We start from the raw sequence: 15,741 nt of genomic DNA, 5'->3' as shown, positions 1-15,741 counted from the left end.
TTTCTCCTGACTGGGCTGGGAACCCGCCGAACTGAGCAGGTTCCCCAAAAGCATCAGAATACCAGCGTTTCGCCATCTTCAGGCGCGCACACGCTCTGTTGCATACCTTTTTGCTGAGCAAACTCACGGATTTCCGCGCGGGTCAGCACGCAGTGATTAACGGCTTCCAGATGCGAAGCCACGATCGTCGCCTCTGGCAGCATTTGGTGAGTACGCAGGATATCTTCGGTGCCCATAATAATGGCGCCATAACCGTCGACCTGAGCAAAACCGGCATTAAGCACCACGACGTCCGGCCGGTGGCTTTGCAGGCTTTCCTCATAGGGTTTCACCCAGATAGTATCGCCGGCGATATACAGCACTTTTTCATCGGCGTGGCGGAACACCAGGCCGCAGGCATCACCCAGCATGGCAGCCATTTCCGGGTTTGCATAGGCTTCATCGCTGCCGTGCTGCCCGCCCGTTTTAATGATAGTAATGCCTTCATAGCTGTTTTCCGTCGTCAACACGCGAACGTTGGTAAAGCCCTGGCTGCGGATCAGCGTGGCATCAGCATCGTGCTGGGTAAAAATAAGCTTGTCGTCAGGAATAAGCTGCTGCGCCGCATCGTCCCAGTGGTCGAGATGGGTATGGGTCACGATCACCGCATCGACGTTCAGCAGGGTATCCACGGCAACCGGCAGCGCCACCAGCGGGTTACGCAGATGCGGACGTGCCGTTCCGGGAAAGCCCGGCCAGGCTTCTTTGTCCGCCAGCATAGGATCGATAAGAAATTTTTTCCCCGCATATTCAAGAATAAGCGTGGCGTTACGGATTTGCGTCAGTTTCATCGTTTCTTCCTTCTGTAGTCTTTTTCCGCGTAGCGAAAGGCTTTTAAGCAGGTACGGAAGCAGTATAGGGAGGATAAACAGCGAGGCGTGAGTAGCCCGATGGTCAATAAGCGATGAGATTGGGCCAACCTGAAAGTGAGGGTGTGCCGGGGCGTTTCGATCAGGATCGCAGCTGAATCAGCCTGCCTTTCCAGCGCACTATGCCTTTACTATCAAGCAAATACCGCGACAACTATGGCCGTTCTGAAGCAACAGCGCACAAATTACCTGGCGATCCTTTTGCAAGCGACAGGAAAATCTGCCAGGATTATCTAGTGCACTAGATAATCAACCAACAGATATTACGAGATGACCATTAACAAACAACGCCGGGAAATAGGCACCGAGCTTTCCTTTGCCCTTTACGGGGCGGCAAACAGGATGAACCGGATGCATAAACCTTTCCTCGATCCGCTGGGGCTGACCTTCCCGCAGTATCTGGTGATGCTGGAATTGTTTAACGGAACGCCCCGATCGGTAGGGGATTTGGGCGGCAGGCTGGGGATGGATACGGGCACCATTACGCCGCTCCTGAAGCGGTTGGAAGCGGCGGGGAAAGTATCCCGCCGACGCGATCCAAAAGACGAACGTCGGGTGCTGGTCACGCTGACAGAGAGCGGAGAGGCGCTGCGTGACACCCTGTGGGCCGTGACCGATCAAATCAGATCGGCCTGCAAACTGACGGAAGCAGGGCTGGTTCAGCTACGCGACACGCTCAATGACTTTGCCCATCCGGCAGCCGAATAACCCCTCAGCAATCAGGAGACATTTATGAATATCGGCATTATTGGCGCGGGAAATATCGGCGCCACACTGGCAGCCAAACTCTCTGCCTGCGGCCATAGCGTCAGGCTGGCAAATTCACGGGGGCCGGAAACCATCGCCGAGGTCGCCCGCAAGGCTGGCGCAACGGCGGTGACGCGGGAAGAGGCCGTCAAAGGCGCCGACGCCGTTATCCTGTCAACGCCCTTTACCGCTCACCAGGGTCTGGCCGAACTGTTGAAAATCGTGCCGGCCAGCGTACCGGTTATCGATACCTCTAACTACTATCCGTTTCGGGATGATGCTATTCCCGCTCTCGCGCAAGGTAAGCCGGAAAGCGTTTGGGCCAGCGAGCAGGCAGGCAGACCGCTTATCAAAGCCTGGAATGCCGTGCTGGCGGCTACCCTGGCTGACAAGGGGATGCCTGTGGGCGTAACCGAACGGATTGCCATTCCGGTCGCTGGCGATGATGAAACAGCCAAACGCATCGCGATGGCGCTGGTCAGCGATACCGGGTTTGATGCCGTGGATGCCGGTAGCCTCGCGGAGTCCTGGCGTCAGCAGCCCGGTACGCCAGCCTACTGTACAGAACTTAGCGCAGCGGCGCTGAAGAAGGCGCTGCTGGCGGCAGATAAAGAACGTGCCCCCGTAAACCGCGAGGCGCTGCTGAAAGAGTTTATGTCTGCCAGCGAACCGCTGACCCACGAGCATATCGTTGCCCGCAACCGGGCAGTGACGGCATAACGCCGTTTGCACAATGACAATAATCACGGCGTTCGGGCTGTAGATATCGCCAAAGACACGCCGTATTGGAGAACGCTGCCCCGAGCGGCAGCCAATAAGACAGGAGAGAACCATGAACCCTTCATCCCCTTTGAAAATCGGTATTCTCGGTACAGGTCATATAGGCAAAACCCTGGTCCGTAAGCTGGCCGCCGCCGGGCACCAGGTGAAGGTCGCCAACTCGCGCGGGCCGGAAACCATCGAGGCAGAAACGCTTGCCACGGGCGCCCAGGCGGTAAGAACAGAAGAGGCCGTTAACGATATTGACGTCCTGATCCTTTCTATTCCGCTCGTCCGCATTCCGGACGTGGCGCCGCTTATTCGCGCGCTGCCTTCCGGCGTTGTGGTGGCGGATACCTCCAATTATTATCCGCACCGGGATCTGAAAATCGACGCTATCGAAAATGGCCAGCCAGAAAGCCTGTGGGTGTCAGAGCAGATCGGTCGACCCGTGATCAAAGCCTGGAACGCCATCGGCTCGGGATCTTTTGCCGAAAAGGGCATGCCGCAAGGCGCGGCGGATCGCATTGCGATACCGGTTGCCGGCGATGATGAGGCGAGTCGGCAGCTGATTATGCGTCTGGTGAATGATACCGGCTTCGATGCTTTTGACGCCGGCAGCCTGGCGGATTCCTGGCGTCAGCAGCCTGGCTCGCCGGTTTACTGCACGGATTTGCACTATGATGAGATCCCGGCGGCGTTGGCCGAGGCCGATATCTCTCGTCTGCCGAAAAGAAGAGATCTTGCCGTTGCTGTTTTCCAGGAGCGGGCTGGCGACTCGGTTACCAATCCGAACGCGGACTTTGGCGTCCAGGTATCGCGGATAATCTTCAGGTAAGCGAACCACAAATCTTAAAGTCCTGGCAGCGTGGCGTCTTTTCAGAGGATGTCGGGCGAGGATAAAAGAGTGGCCGTGGGGCGCGGGTACAAAGTGAACAGGCTTTGTGCGCGCGCCCCGGACGATACCGTTACTTATGCAGTAAAAAAATCGTCGCCAGGCCCAGGAAAATGAAAAAGCCGCCGGTATCGGTCAGCGCAGTGATCAGAACGCTGGAGCCGACTGCCGGATCGCGTTTTAGTTTGGTCATAATCAGCGGAATAAGGACGCCCATCAGCGCCGCCAGCAGCAGATTCAGCACCATCGCCAGCATCATGACGCCGCCCAGCGCCGGATTGCCGTACATCGCCCAGGTGACGCCGCCCATAATACCGCCCCAGCAAAGACCGTTAATCAATGCCACGCCCAGTTCGCGCGCGATCAAAAACGAAAAGTTACCCGGTTCGACCTGATGTAGCGCCAGCGCGCGCACGATCATGGTAATGGTCTGATTGCCGGTATTGCCGCCGATCCCGGCTACAATCGGCATCAGCGTCGCCAGCGCCACCAGCTGGGAAATCGTATCCTCAAACAGGCCGATCACGCGTGAGGCGACAAAGGCTGTACAGAGGTTAACCGCCAGCCATGTCCAGCGAGTGCGTACCGCTTTCCTGACCGGGGCAAAAACGTCCTCGTCAGGGTTTACGCCGCCCATCTTACGAATATTGCTGTCGTTCGCCTCGTTAACCAGGTCGATAACGTCTTCGATGGTGACGCGCCCCATCAGCTTGCCTTTGGCATCGATAACGGCGGCAGAGATCAGATCGTAACGCTCAAACGCGCCCGCCGCGTCTTCAGCCTTGTCATCCAGCCGAAAGGTCACCGGCCTGTCGTTCATCACCTCGAAAACCCGCTTGCCGGGCTTGTTCAGCAGAATATCCATCAGCGTCAGCTCGCCCAGCAGCATATTGTTTTCGTCGGTAATAAAAAGCTTATCGGTGCCTTCCGGCATCACTTTCTTCCGTCGCAGATAGCGCTGTACGGTTGCAAGCTTGATGTCGGCCGGTACGGTAACCAGCTTAAAATCCATGATGCGCCCGACGCGGTCGCGGTCGAAATCCATCACTTCCAGCACGCGTGAACGCTGCGCCGGATCGAGCGAGGTCAGCAGCCGGCCCGTTAAATCACGCGATAAATACTTGGCGAGATAAACCTGTTCATCAATATCCAGCGGTTCGATCGCCTGGAGCAGATCGCGATCGCTCATCTCCTCGATCAGGCTTTCCCAGACGTTTTCAGACGCTTCGACCAGCACTTCGCCGCGTCGGTTGGTACCGACCAGCTGCCAGAGCGCCTGGCGTTCCTCTTCCGGCAGCGCTTCCAGCAGGTCGGCGATATCCGCCGCGTGCAGCAGCGGCAGGTAGTCTCTCAGCTCCTGCACCTGCTCCTGATGCGCTGCAGCTTCGGCTTCGCTTTGTTTCAGCGGTTTGCGGAGCAGCGTATCCACGAGGTCGTTGTCGTTGAGCAGAAGATTAAGTATACGGTTACGGATTTCAGCAAGCTGCTGAGCATGTGACTGAGCTACAGACATAAAAATTCCCTTGTGTCTGGCAAAAGCGGACAAAGAAGTAAGTATTGCTTAATTTGGGCGGATGAACGGAATAAGTTGCACTTTTTCAGGCGGCCAGGCCGCTATTTAGCGCCGGGGGCAGAGACCGTCGTTTCCTGCTGTTTTTGTTTATGGTGTTCGATAGCCCCGGGCAGCACATAAAGCAGGCGTGCTGCCAGGATAATAAAGCTGACCAGCAAAACGATCCGGGTCATACGGCTTGTTTTACGCTGTTTTCTGAATGGCATGGCGCGGTTCACGCAAGTTTCCTGAAGTTAGCCCGTAGGCAATTGCACAATTTAGACACAGCGCGGCCGCCAGGTCAATGCCGATCGCCCGAAGGAGAGGGCTTTGTTCAGACGCGCGGCGCGGCGGGTTTACCTCTCAGCTTCCCTGACGGCAGCGAGATTCTGGCAGAGAAAAGCACTGAAAATGATGAAGATCAATTTTAGCCGGAGGAATATGCATAGTATTGCGGATACGCCAGCGCCGGTCTGCTCCGGCCTATCCTGTTCGGGCGTGATCGCCCTGTTATCCAGCGAGTATCATGATCATCACGGCCCGCCTTAACCGCTTCCGTCAAAGCCCCTGGGGGCTAGCCCTTATTCTGCCGGCTATTCTGATGCCGCTCACCACGCAGCTTTCGGTGCGCCTTTGGATGCTGGATGGCTACGTTTATCTGATCTATCTGCCGCTGGCTATGATTATAGCGATGCTGCTGGTGTATGACTGGAAGGCTTTTCCGGGGATAGCAACAGGGCTGAGCCTCTACTATTTTAACCGCTACGCGCCCGGGCCTGCGGCGGCGATCGCCGCCACCTGGCTGTTGGTGCTGTTAAGCGGCTGGAGCGGCTACCGGCTTCAGGTGAAACGGCGCTGGGGCGTCAGCTATGGCGAGCTGCGCCTGATGCCCAACAGGCTGTTCTGGCTGGCTTTTTTTATTCCCTCGCTGTTTGTTTTTATGATGCAGGGGCTGGCGACGGCAGGCCTTGTGCCGCTAAAAGGCTCGATTTTCCCCTGGGAACCGTTTTCGCTGCATACGCTGCTGAATTTTCAGTCCGTGCTGCTGGCTTGCGTCACTATGGTGCCGGTCTGCTATCTGGTCGTCCGCAGCCTGCGCAGTCCGGGCTATCTGCGGCTGACGATCTTTCGCCTTCGCCAGCAGTTTTCACCCGAGGTCAGCAAAACGGAAGGCGTGGTATGGACGCTGCTGTTGGCGTTTCTGTTGACCATGCTGCTTCAGGTCGCGCCTGGCCGGCAGAATCTGTTGGCCACCGAATACGGTTTGCCCCTGATGCTGCCTTTAATGCTCTGGGCAGCGATGCGTTTCGGCTATCTTTTTACCGGCCTGCTCTGGGCGCTGCTGCTGATGGTGCTTTATCAGCTGCGCGATCGTTTTCTTCATCCGGATACCGGGCCTTATCAGCTGGCGGTTATTTCAGCCAACCTGCTGGTGTTCAGCCTTAGCCTGCTGCTGATGGCGGCTATCACCACGCGCCAGCGCCGCACGCTGGCCAGAACCAAAGCGGCGGCGTTAAACGATCCCGTCATGAATCTGCCTAATCTGCGCGCGCTAAGCCTGGCGCTGGCAAACAGCCCCGGCTCCACGCTCTGCTTTCTGACTATCCCCGATCTGGATCGCCTGAGCCGTATCTATGGACTGCGCCTGCGTATTCATTATAAAAGCAGCCTGGCCGCCCATTTGAAGCCTGAACTTCAGCCGGAGGAAGACGTTTATCAGCTCCCCGGCTTCGATTTAGTGATGCGGCTGGAAGGGAGCGGGCAGCTGGCGCGGATTGAAAAGATCACGGCCCGGCTGAAAGATTACTGCCTGAGCTGGGACGGCCTGCCGGTGCATCCCGGTATCGGCGTCAGCTATTGCAGCGTCCTGCCGCCGGTCAATCATCTTTATGAGCTGCTCGGCGAGCTGAGCGGCATGGCGGAGCTCTCGCTGACCAGCGGCATAACGGAGAACCTGCAGCAGAAAATGACGCAGCCGGTGCAGTACCGCATCAGCAAAAAAATCGCGCTGCTGAATACCATCCAGCAGGCGCTAAAATCCAACGGTTTCCAGCTGATTGCGCAGAGAATTTGCGGCGTGCGCGGCGACGACTATCACGCGGTCTGGCTTGCTTTGGAAAACGACCATCGCGAACCGGTACCGGCAACAGAGTTTTATGCGGTCATCAACGAGTTCGGCTTAACCTGGGAGCTGGACTGCTGGCGGTTGCGCCAGATCCTCTCTTTTATCAACCAGCATCGGACAAGGCTGCCCGGGATCCGCATTGCGACGGAGCTTTTCACCCTTAGCCTGTGCAGGCCGGGGCTGGCGAAAGAGATACAGGCGATGTTACAGGATTACTGCGTTGAGCCGTGGCAGCTGATCTTTTACGTGGAAGAGTCGCCGATGCTGACGCCGCACGGCGGTGGCTATCGGGCCATCGACCAGCTGCGCTATCTGGGTTGCCGCGTCGCTATCAGCAACTTTGGCCACGGCTACGGTAGCTACGCGCTGTTAAAGCAGATCGAAGCGGATATGCTGCGGCTTAACGGCGAGTTTGTCCGCAATATGTTTAATAACAGCCTGGATTATCAAATCATTGAATCAACCTGCATTATGGCCCGGCTGAAAAAGATGCAGATTGTGGCGGCGGATGTGGAAACGCAGGAGGCAGACACTCTGCTGCGCAAGCTGGGCGTGGATTACCTTCAGGGCGCGCTGTACGGCGAAGCAAAGCCGCTGTATTCGCTGGTGGAGAAGGACGAGGCGCCTCCGCAGAGGCTGCCCGACTAGCCGCTACTCTTTCACCCGTTCTTTTTGCGCCAGCAGCGTGGCGAAACGCAGCGAAATGCGGTTGCCGTGCTCGTCCGTGCGGTGCAGCTGGCCGACATGCTCGTTATATTTCACGATCCGCCATTTGCGATAGTACTCGCTCAGCTCGCCGGATTTAAACGTGAAGGGGAACAGCGAACACGGATAGTCCTCCGTGTCCATCGCCGAGACAATCAGGTTATAGCCGCCCCGTACCGTGCTGGCCTGCATATCGGCAATCAGCTGCGGAATGGCTTCCGGCTGTAAAAACATCATCACCACGGTAGAGAGCACCAGCTCGTAAGCGCCGTTAAACCTCACATCATTAAGATCTTTAACCGCCGTGTGAATGCCGCTCAGCTGCTCTTCCGCAATAATTTGCTCAAGACGCGCCGGATTGCGATCCCAGGCGGTTACCTCAAATCCCTTCAGATGGAGATAAAGCGAATTCCGCCCGCTGCCGCAGCCCAGATCGAGCGCCCGACCGCCGGGCGCTATCTGACTAACGGCCGCCACCACTTCAGAGTGCGGGGCGGTAAGCTGATACTTTTCGGTGTAGTAATGGTCGGGCTTCTGGTTCATTCATCGGACTCTTTGATCGTCAGCTGCCAGCCGGTCACCTCTTTCCAGTAGCTCTGTTCGCGTTCCAGATCGAGCTGAACCAGATTGTTCTGGCTAAAGTAATCGCGGGGGAAGGTCAGCGTCCAGTGGCCGTCGTCCGTCTCCAGCAGCAGCGAATCGGGCGTCGAAGTCGCCTGGCGCTGATTGTTCAGCAGCGTGCCCAGCCGCAGCAGAAACACCAGCGGCAGAAACTGCTTTTTCTTGTACAGCGTCAGGCGCGGCAGCTCGTCCACCTTCACCGCTTTGCGATGCCAGCGTACCAGCGTCGCCAGCAGCGTTTGCTGATCCTGATTAAAGCCCGGCATATTGGTGTTTTGCAGGATATAGGACGAATGGCGATGCAGGCCGCTATGGTTGATGGTCAGCCCCACCTCATGCAGCATCGCCGCCCATTTCAGCAGCGCGGCCAGCTGCGGATTCGCCTGCTTAGGATTTTGATCCCGCCACTGGACGTAGAGCTGTTCGGTGGTGTCCAGCACGCGCCGCGCCTGGTCGCTGTCGATAGCGTAATGGTTCGCCATGCTCTGCGCGGTACGGCTGCGAATATCCTGATGGCGGAAGCGGCCCTCCATCTCATAAAGCACGCCTTCGCGCAGCGCGCCGTCGGAAAGCCGAAGCTCGCGGATAGCCAGCGCGTCAAAAACGCCGCAGAGAATCGCCAGGCCCGGCACAAACACCACCTTACGCTCGTCGGAAAGGCCCGGCAGGCTCAGGCTGTCGAAAGACTTATGCTTAATCACCTCGTCATAAAGACTCTCCAGCCGCTCTGGCGTAATCAGCTTGTCTTTCTCGCCCATCGCCTGGAGCACTTCCACCGTGGCTTTGATGGTGCCGGACGCGCCCAGCGCGTACTGCCAGCCGTGCAGGCGATACTGCCAGGAGAGCGTTTCCAGCTTTTGCGTGGCGGCCAGCCGCGCGCGGCGGAAATTCTCTTTGCTGATGGCGCCGCCGGGGAAATAGAGATTGGCGAAGCTGACGCAGCCCATGCGGCGGCTTTCCACCAGTTTGGGTTCGAAATCTTCACCGATCACCAGTTCGGTCGAGCCGCCGCCGATATCGATCACCAGCTTGCGGCCTTTTTCAGGCTGGGTGTGCTCCACGCCCATAAAAATCAGGCGCGCCTCTTCCTGCCCGGAAATAACTTCAATCGGGTAGGGGATGACGTCCGCCGCGCGCCGTAAAAAGTCTTCCGCATTCACCGCCTGGCGCAGCGTGTGGGTGCCGACGATGGTAACGTTGGCCGCGCTGAAGCCCTGCAAACGCTCGGCGAACAGCGCCAGACAGCTCAGGCCGCGTTCAATCGCCTCTTCGGCCAGCACGTTGTTGTGATCCAGACCGTCGGCCAGATGCACCCGCTGTTTCAACCTGCCGAGCACCTGCATGGCGCCATCCACCACGCGGGCAATCACCATATGAAAACTGTTTGAGCCCAAGTCGATGGCGGCGAATTCCTGGGGTTTGGGCGTACTTTTCTGGGATATTGGCATAGTGGTTAGTCAGGTTGTTCCAGAGATTTAATGTAATCGTAAATAGCCAGCTGCGCGCGCACCTTACGGCGGTTGCCGCGCGGAACGTAACGGTTGCTAAGCTCTTTGTCTACGAAGCGCGCCTTAAGCGTATCACTGAAGAGGATGCCAATAATATCCAGCACCCGCTGTTTCAGAATAGGGTCAAGGATGCAGCAGGCCACTTCAATACGGTAATCGATATTGCGTGTCATCCAGTCGGCGGAGGAGAGGAACACTTTTTTGTCGCCGCCGTTATCGAAAATATAGACGCGATCGTGCTCCAGATAGCGATCGACAATGCTGATCACGCGGATATTATCGCTGATGCCTTCCAGATTGGGGATCAGCGAGCACATGCCGCGCACCAGCAGGTTAACCTTCACGCCGACGCTGGAGGCGGTGTAAAGCCGATCCACCAGGCCTTTATCGACCAGATTGTTGATCTTCAGCGTGATGCCGGCCTGAATGCCTTTCTGCGCGTTGGCTATTTCGTTATCAATCAGCTGATAGAGCATCTGACGCGAGTTCTGCGGCGACACCATCAGGTGCTCGAAACTCACCGGACGATAGGGGTTTTCGATAAAGTTAAAGACGCGTCTGACCTCGTTGGTGATGCGGGCATCTGCGGTCAGTAAGGAGTAGTCGGTGTAAATCCGCGCCGTTTTTTCGTTGAAATTGCCGGTGCCGATATGGGCGTAGCGGACGATCTCGCCGTTTTCACGACGGGAAATTAAAAACAGCTTGGCGTGAATTTTCAGGCCCGGCGCGGAGAAAATCACGTGCACGCCCGCTTCCGTCAGGCGTTTCGCCCAGTGAATATTCGCCTCTTCGTCGAAACGCGCCTGTAGCTCCACCACCACGGTGACTTTTTTACCGTTATAGGCCGCGTGGATCATCGCATCGATAATGCGTGAATTCTTCGCCACGCGGTAAATGTTGATCTTTATCGCCAGCACGGCAGGGTCGAAAGAAGCCTGGCGCAGCAGCTCCAGCACGTGCTCAAAGGTGTGATAAGGATAGTAAAGCAGCACGTCGCGATTGCGGATGGCGTCAAAGCCGTTGCGGAAGCGGTCAAACCAGATGTGGCGCAGCTGCGGCAGCGGTTTGTTGACCAGATTGGCCTTGCCGACGTTCGGGAAGCCGATAAAGTCTTTAAAGTTATGGTAGCGGCCGCCGGGCACGATGGAGTCATAGTTGCTGATGTTCAGCTTCTTGCTGAGCATCTCCACCATCGCGTCGGGCATATCGCGCTGATAGACAAAGCGCACCGGCTCGGCGGTCAGGCGCTGCTTCAGGCTGGAAGACATCAGCTCCAGCAGGCTGGACTCCATTTCGGTGACCAGGTCATATTCCGCATCGCGGGTCATCTTCATCGAATAGGCGTTCAGCGCATCGTAATCAAAAAAGCCGCGGAAGATATCGCCCAGACAGTAGCGCAGAATGTTATCCAGCAGGATCATCGGTTTGCGGCGGCGCGGTGTTTCCGGCGGCAGGTTGACAAAGCGCGGCACCTTATCAGACGGGATCTCCAGCAGCGCATAGTCAATCTTTTCGCCGCGAATAATCTCTACCGCCAGATAGGTGTAGTCGTCTTTCAGAAACTCAATCAGATCGGTGTCGGGATAAACCAGGATCGGCGTAATGTGCTGCCGCAGCTCGTGTTTAAAATAGTGCCGCAGCCAGCTTTGCTGATTGGGAGAGAGCTGACGTTCGTTGATCAGAAAAATTTGGTTGCGCGCCATTTCCAGCAGCAGATCGTTATACAACCCGTCAAATTCCTGATCGGCTTTCAGCACGCGCGCCTGGATTTTTTTCAGCAGATGGCGCGGCGTGTCGGGCGAACCCTGTTCTTCCCCAATCAAAATGCGGCGTTTCAGATCGGCGAAGCGGACTTTATAAAACTCTTCCAGATTATTGGAGTAGATGCCCAAAAACCGCATCCGTTCAATCAGGGGATTGGATTTGTCCGCCGCTTCCTGTAAAACGCGCTCATTAAAGGATAACCAGCTTAGTTCTTTCTCTATATAAAGCTTTTCCTGACCCATTTTTACTCCGTTCCACAGATCCTGTAAAAAACCAGGCATTGTCTCGGGGCATTATGACGAGAGTATGACAGCCCTGTCTATGGCGAATCCCGATTGTCTTATTAGCCACATACGGGCAACATAAGGCGCTTAAGCGCATTTTATAGCGAAGACTGGCATGAACCCAATTCCCATTCCTGCACATTATAACGATCGGCGGCGGCAGTTTATCGATCGGCTGACCCGACGCGTGGTGATGGCCTGCGGACTGGCGATTTTGCTGGTGATGCTGCTGCTGTTCGTCTGGCTGATCTGGGTGGTGGTGCCGCTTTTTTCGTCGCCGACGCTCAGCAGCGTTAGCCGCATTGCGCTGGATCAGGACCAGCCGGCCGTAGCAATGGGCATGGACGCGCAGCAGCAGTGGGGATGGCGTATTGACGCGCAGGGCAGGGCGGAATTCCTTTCGCTGATGAATCAGTCGAAAGTGCCTGCGCTATGGCTGGCGCAGGGCCGCGTCGCCGTTGCGACGGATAACGACAGCGTCCTGCTGAAAAGCGCCGCCGGCCTGACGCTGGTGCAGCCCGACTTCAGCGAAGCGGAGCCGCGCTGGAAGTTTCCGCTGGGCGACCAGCCGCTGGGCGGCAATCCCGACGCGAAGGTTATTGCGCTGGCGCAGACGGCGGAAAACCGCTGGCTGGTGGCCGAGGCCAGCGCCACGCAGATCACGCTTTACCGCTTTCAGCCGCTACAGGCGACGGCAAGCTTCAGCGTCAGCGTGCCGGACGTCAGCCAGCTGATGATTTCGCCCGATGGACGGCTGCTGTACGGCCTTGCCAAAAACAGCCTGCGCGTCTGGCGCATCACCGACGGCGGTCTGACGCTGCGCGAATCCCACACCTTACTGCAACAGCCGGAACGGCTGGCCCAGCTCAGCGGGGGCAGCACGCTGCTGATGGCTGACCACGACAGCATCACACAGTGGTTTGATATCGCCAGCGCGACCGGCCCGCATCTGAACGCTATCCGTGCTTTCCATCACGCCAGCAACCAGCCTCTGCTGTTAAGCGAGGCGCATCGCCGCGTGTTCGCTACCTTAAACCCGGCGGGCGAATTTAAGCTGTTCGCCAGCAAGCAGGAAGGCGTGGTGCTGCGCAGCCAGCTCGATCCCGGCGTGCTGAACGCGGCCTTTGCGCCGCGCGGCGACGGGCTGCTGGTGGAGCGACAGGGCAGCTGGCAGCATTATCACCTCAGCAACCCCTGGCCGGATATCAGCTGGCGCAACCTGTGGCAAAAAGTCTGGTATGAGCACTATCCGCAGGCGGACTACGTCTGGCAGTCCACGTCGGCCAACGACGATTACCAGGGCAAGTTCAGCCTGGTGCCAATGGTGGTCGGCACGCTGAAGGCGGCGGGACTGGCGATGCTGTTCGCCACGCCGCTGGCGCTGGCCGCCGCTATGTATACGGCCTGGTTTATGGCGCCCGCGCTGCGTCGCTGGGTAAAACCGGCGATAGAGATGATGGGCGCGCTGCCCAGCGTGGTGATCGGGCTGATTGCCGGGCTGTGGCTGGCGCCGCAGCTGGCGGATCGCCTGGCGGGCGTGCTGCTGTGGCCGCTGGCGCTGGCCGCCGCGCTGCTGCTGTGCAGCCACGTTTCACAACGGCTGCCGGAAAAATGGCGCAGGCGGCTGTGCGACGAAGGGCGTGAAATCTGGATTTTACTGCCGGTGCTGCTGCTGGTGACGCTGGGCTGCCTCTGGCTGCTGCCGATGCTGGAACACCGCGTGCTGGGCGTCAGCCTGGCCGACAGCCTGTGCGGCGGCTATCAGCAGCGTAACCTGCTGATCGCCAGCGTGGCGATGGGCTTTGCGCTGGTGCCGCTGATCTTCACCCTGGCCGAGGACGCCATTTTCAGCGTGCCGCCGTCGCTGGGGCAGGGATCGCTGGCGCTGGGCGCGACGCAGTGGCAAACCTTAACGCGCGTCGTGCTGCCGGGCGCGTCCGCCGGTATTTTTGCGGCGCTGATGATCGGCTTTGGCCGGGCGATAGGAGAAACCATGATCGTGCTGATGGCAACGGGCAACACGCCGGTGACGGAAGGCGGATTGTTACAGGGCGTACGCACGCTCTCCGCTAACGTGGCGATAGAAATGCCGGAAGCCGCTGCAGGCAGCGGCCATTATCGGGTGCTGTTTCTGAGCGCGCTGGTGCTGCTGGTCTTTACGCTGGTGGTCAACACCCTGGCGGAGCTGGTGCGTCAGCGGTTGCGTCAGCGCTTCAGCCAGCAGGAAATGCAGGGATGAGCGCCGTTAGCCGCAATCATCGCTGGCGATGGCTGACCGGCGGCGCGGTGGCGCTGAGCCTGTTGGCGTTTCTGTTGCTGATCGCGCTGCTCGGCTGGTCGGCCATGCGCTACTTCTGGCCGCAGCCGGTGACGCTGTTTACGGTGGATCATGCGCCGCAGACGCTGGGTGAAATCGCCAGCTCGCAGAGCATCCCGCGCGAGCGTCTCGAGGCCAGCGGCGCGCCGCTGCCGGATAATCTGCCGGAACACGTGACGCGTTACCTGATTAAAACCGGCAACCGCGACTTCAGCGACAGCGATTTTCACAGCCTGCTCAGCAGCGATATTATCGCGACGGAGCGGCCAGGCAACGTTATCGCCCTGCAACGTCGCGTCGGCGGTATGGCCTACGGCTGGTTTGACGGCCTGCGCGAAAACGGAAGGCCGCTGGTGGCTGCCGATATGATGCGCGTGCTACAGCAGCGGATTAAAGAGACGCGGCAGCGCCAGCGGCAGGCAGAAAAAATTCGCCATGTGGCGCTGGCGCGGCTGAACAGCGAAATGGAGCAGCTGGATCGTAAACGGCAGCGCCTGGAGCAGGAGCAGCGCTATACGCCGCAGGCGCAGAGCATCTGGCAGGCGGACAGCGCCGAGCTTCAGCGGCAGTTTCGCCAGCAGGCGCAGGCGCTGACCGGACTGAGCCAGGAGAACGAAGGCACCGTGCTGGTGCTGCGCGACGTCACGGGATCGCAGCATCTTATTCCGCTGACGCAGATCCTGGCGGCCTGGTATCCCAACGCCATGAGCTACGGCGAAAAGTGGCGCCATTTTGGCTCGCAGCTGTGGCATTTTGTCAGCGGCGCTTCCGGCGGCAGCCTGGGCGAAGATGGCGTATTTCCGGCTATTTTCGGCACGATTTTAATGGTGCTGCTGATGTCCGTGGTGGTGATGCCGCTTGGCGTGGTGGCGGCGATCTGGCTGCATGAGTATGCCGGCAACGGTTTTCTTACGCGTCTTGTGCGCATCGCGGTAGTCAATCTTGCCGGCGTGCCCTCCATCGTTTACGGCGTGTTCGGGCTGGGCTTTTTTGTCTGGCTGGTCGGCGGCAGCCTGGATCGGCTGTTCTTCGCGCACGCGTTGCCCGATCCCACTTTCGGCACGCCGGGCCTGCTCTGGGCGTCGCTGACGCTGGCGCTGCTGACGCTGCCGGTGGTGATTGTCGCCACGGAAGAGGGGCTGTCGCGCATTCCGCAGACGCTGCGGCAGGGATCGCTGGCGCTGGGCGCAACCCAGGCGGAAACGCTGTGGCATGTGGTTTTGCCGCTGTCGATCCCGGCGATGCTGACCGGGCTGATCCTGGCGGTGGCGCGAGCGGCAGGCGAAACCGCGCCGCTGATGCTGGTTGGCGTGGTGAAAATGGTGCCGGAGCTGCCGGTGGATGCGGTTTTTCCCTATCTGCATCTTGACCGCAAATTTATGCATCTTGGCTTCCAAATCTACGATCTGGCGTTTCAGAATCCCCACGCGCAGGCGGACAGGCCGCTGGTTTTCGCCACGGCGCTGCTGCTGGTGCTGATTATTCTGGCGCTGAACCTGCTGGCGATGGCGCTGCGCCACCGGCTGCGCGAACGCTACCGCGCGCTGATTAATTAA

The 15,741-nt window shown here is 58.4% G+C and carries 12 protein-coding genes; 6 read left to right on the top strand and 6 right to left on the bottom strand.

Features of this window, described 5'->3' with window-relative positions; genetic code table 11:
• Positions 1 to 53: 53 nt before the first annotated feature.
• Positions 54 to 830 (bottom strand): MBL fold metallo-hydrolase, encoded by a 777-nt coding sequence (locus AB6T85_RS13235; protein WP_301252015.1) that lies wholly within the window; start codon positions 828 to 830, stop codon positions 54 to 56.
• Positions 831 to 1,259: 429 nt separating this feature from the next.
• On the opposite strand from AB6T85_RS13235, the gene AB6T85_RS13230 reads away from it, so the two are divergent.
• The 3 genes from AB6T85_RS13230 (at position 1,260) to AB6T85_RS13220 (ending at position 3,252) form a co-directional block, all read left to right on the top strand.
• The gene (locus tag AB6T85_RS13230) at positions 1,260 to 1,616 is read left to right on the top strand and encodes a MarR family winged helix-turn-helix transcriptional regulator (protein WP_253459366.1); all 357 of its coding nucleotides are present in this window, start codon (positions 1,260 to 1,262) and stop codon (positions 1,614 to 1,616) included.
• Positions 1,617 to 1,640: 24 nt separating this feature from the next.
• Complete coding sequence (locus AB6T85_RS13225) at positions 1,641 to 2,375, top strand: NADPH-dependent F420 reductase (RefSeq protein ID WP_440135767.1); 735 nt, start codon at positions 1,641 to 1,643, stop codon at positions 2,373 to 2,375.
• A gap of 112 nt (positions 2,376 to 2,487) precedes the next feature.
• On the top strand, positions 2,488 to 3,252 hold the full coding sequence (locus tag AB6T85_RS13220) for an NADPH-dependent F420 reductase (RefSeq protein ID WP_301252014.1): 765 nt from the start codon (positions 2,488 to 2,490) through the stop codon (positions 3,250 to 3,252).
• Positions 3,253 to 3,382: 130 nt separating this feature from the next.
• Here AB6T85_RS13220 and mgtE read toward each other — a convergent pair whose 3' ends face one another.
• Positions 3,383 to 4,822 (bottom strand): magnesium transporter, encoded by a 1,440-nt coding sequence (gene mgtE, locus AB6T85_RS13215; RefSeq protein WP_125289544.1) that lies wholly within the window; start codon positions 4,820 to 4,822, stop codon positions 3,383 to 3,385.
• Positions 4,823 to 4,923: 101 nt separating this feature from the next.
• A complete protein-coding gene (locus tag AB6T85_RS13210; protein WP_125289545.1) occupies positions 4,924 to 5,100 on the bottom strand; it encodes a YfgG family protein in 177 nt (58 codons plus the stop codon).
• Positions 5,101 to 5,387: 287 nt separating this feature from the next.
• Between AB6T85_RS13210 and AB6T85_RS13205 the strand changes: the two genes are divergently transcribed.
• Entirely contained in the window at positions 5,388 to 7,634 is a 2,247-nt protein-coding gene (locus AB6T85_RS13205) for a sensor domain-containing phosphodiesterase (RefSeq protein ID WP_253459372.1), read from the top strand.
• A gap of 3 nt (positions 7,635 to 7,637) precedes the next feature.
• On the opposite strand, the gene tehB is transcribed toward AB6T85_RS13205, so the two are convergent.
• From tehB to ppk1, 3 genes are read right to left on the bottom strand one after another with little or no spacing between them, the layout of a single operon-like run.
• Positions 7,638 to 8,234, bottom strand: coding sequence for a tellurite resistance methyltransferase TehB (gene tehB / locus AB6T85_RS13200; protein WP_253459374.1), 597 nt, complete (start codon positions 8,232 to 8,234; stop codon positions 7,638 to 7,640).
• Positions 8,231 to 9,760, bottom strand: a complete 1,530-nt coding sequence (gene ppx, locus AB6T85_RS13195; protein ID WP_253459376.1) for an exopolyphosphatase — start codon at positions 9,758 to 9,760, stop codon at positions 8,231 to 8,233. The genes tehB and ppx overlap by 4 nt, the downstream gene beginning before the upstream one ends.
• Positions 9,761 to 9,765: 5 nt before the next feature.
• A complete protein-coding gene (gene ppk1 / locus AB6T85_RS13190; protein WP_253459378.1) occupies positions 9,766 to 11,826 on the bottom strand; it encodes a polyphosphate kinase 1 in 2,061 nt (686 codons plus the stop codon).
• A 157-nt stretch (positions 11,827 to 11,983) separates the two neighbouring features.
• On the opposite strand from ppk1, the gene AB6T85_RS13185 reads away from it, so the two are divergent.
• Together AB6T85_RS13185 and pstA are read left to right on the top strand one after the other, a co-directional pair.
• The gene (locus AB6T85_RS13185; protein WP_369895796.1) at positions 11,984 to 14,107 is read left to right on the top strand and encodes an ABC transporter permease subunit; all 2,124 of its coding nucleotides are present in this window, start codon (positions 11,984 to 11,986) and stop codon (positions 14,105 to 14,107) included.
• Entirely contained in the window at positions 14,104 to 15,741 is a 1,638-nt protein-coding gene (gene pstA, locus AB6T85_RS13180) for a phosphate ABC transporter permease PstA (protein ID WP_369895795.1), read from the top strand. The genes AB6T85_RS13185 and pstA overlap by 4 nt, the downstream gene beginning before the upstream one ends.

Origin of the sequence: Erwinia aeris (genome assembly GCF_041224955.1) — a bacterium.
GTDB lineage: Bacteria > Pseudomonadota > Gammaproteobacteria > Enterobacterales > Enterobacteriaceae > Erwinia > Erwinia aeris.
Note: the sequence above shows the minus strand (reverse complement) of the source record. Positions and strands in the feature narration are given on the sequence as shown.

Excerpts from the sequence above, each read along its gene's own strand:
- mgtE (WP_125289544.1), bottom strand. The coding sequence starts at position 4,822 with ATGTCTGTAGCTCAGTCACATGCTCAGCAGCTTGCTGAAATCCGTAAC.
- ppk1 (WP_253459378.1), bottom strand. The coding sequence starts at position 11,826 with ATGGGTCAGGAAAAGCTTTATATAGAGAAAGAACTAAGCTGGTTATCC.
- tehB (WP_253459374.1), bottom strand. The coding sequence starts at position 8,234 with ATGAACCAGAAGCCCGACCATTACTACACCGAAAAGTATCAGCTTACC.
- AB6T85_RS13235 (WP_301252015.1), bottom strand. The coding sequence starts at position 830 with ATGAAACTGACGCAAATCCGTAACGCCACGCTTATTCTTGAATATGCG.
- ppx (WP_253459376.1), bottom strand. The coding sequence starts at position 9,760 with ATGCCAATATCCCAGAAAAGTACGCCCAAACCCCAGGAATTCGCCGCC.
- AB6T85_RS13230 (WP_253459366.1), top strand. The coding sequence starts at position 1,260 with ATGCATAAACCTTTCCTCGATCCGCTGGGGCTGACCTTCCCGCAGTAT.
- AB6T85_RS13185 (WP_369895796.1), top strand. The coding sequence starts at position 11,984 with ATGAACCCAATTCCCATTCCTGCACATTATAACGATCGGCGGCGGCAG.
- pstA (WP_369895795.1), top strand. The coding sequence starts at position 14,104 with ATGAGCGCCGTTAGCCGCAATCATCGCTGGCGATGGCTGACCGGCGGC.
- AB6T85_RS13225 (WP_440135767.1), top strand. The coding sequence starts at position 1,641 with ATGAATATCGGCATTATTGGCGCGGGAAATATCGGCGCCACACTGGCA.
- AB6T85_RS13220 (WP_301252014.1), top strand. The coding sequence starts at position 2,488 with ATGAACCCTTCATCCCCTTTGAAAATCGGTATTCTCGGTACAGGTCAT.
- AB6T85_RS13205 (WP_253459372.1), top strand. The coding sequence starts at position 5,388 with ATGATCATCACGGCCCGCCTTAACCGCTTCCGTCAAAGCCCCTGGGGG.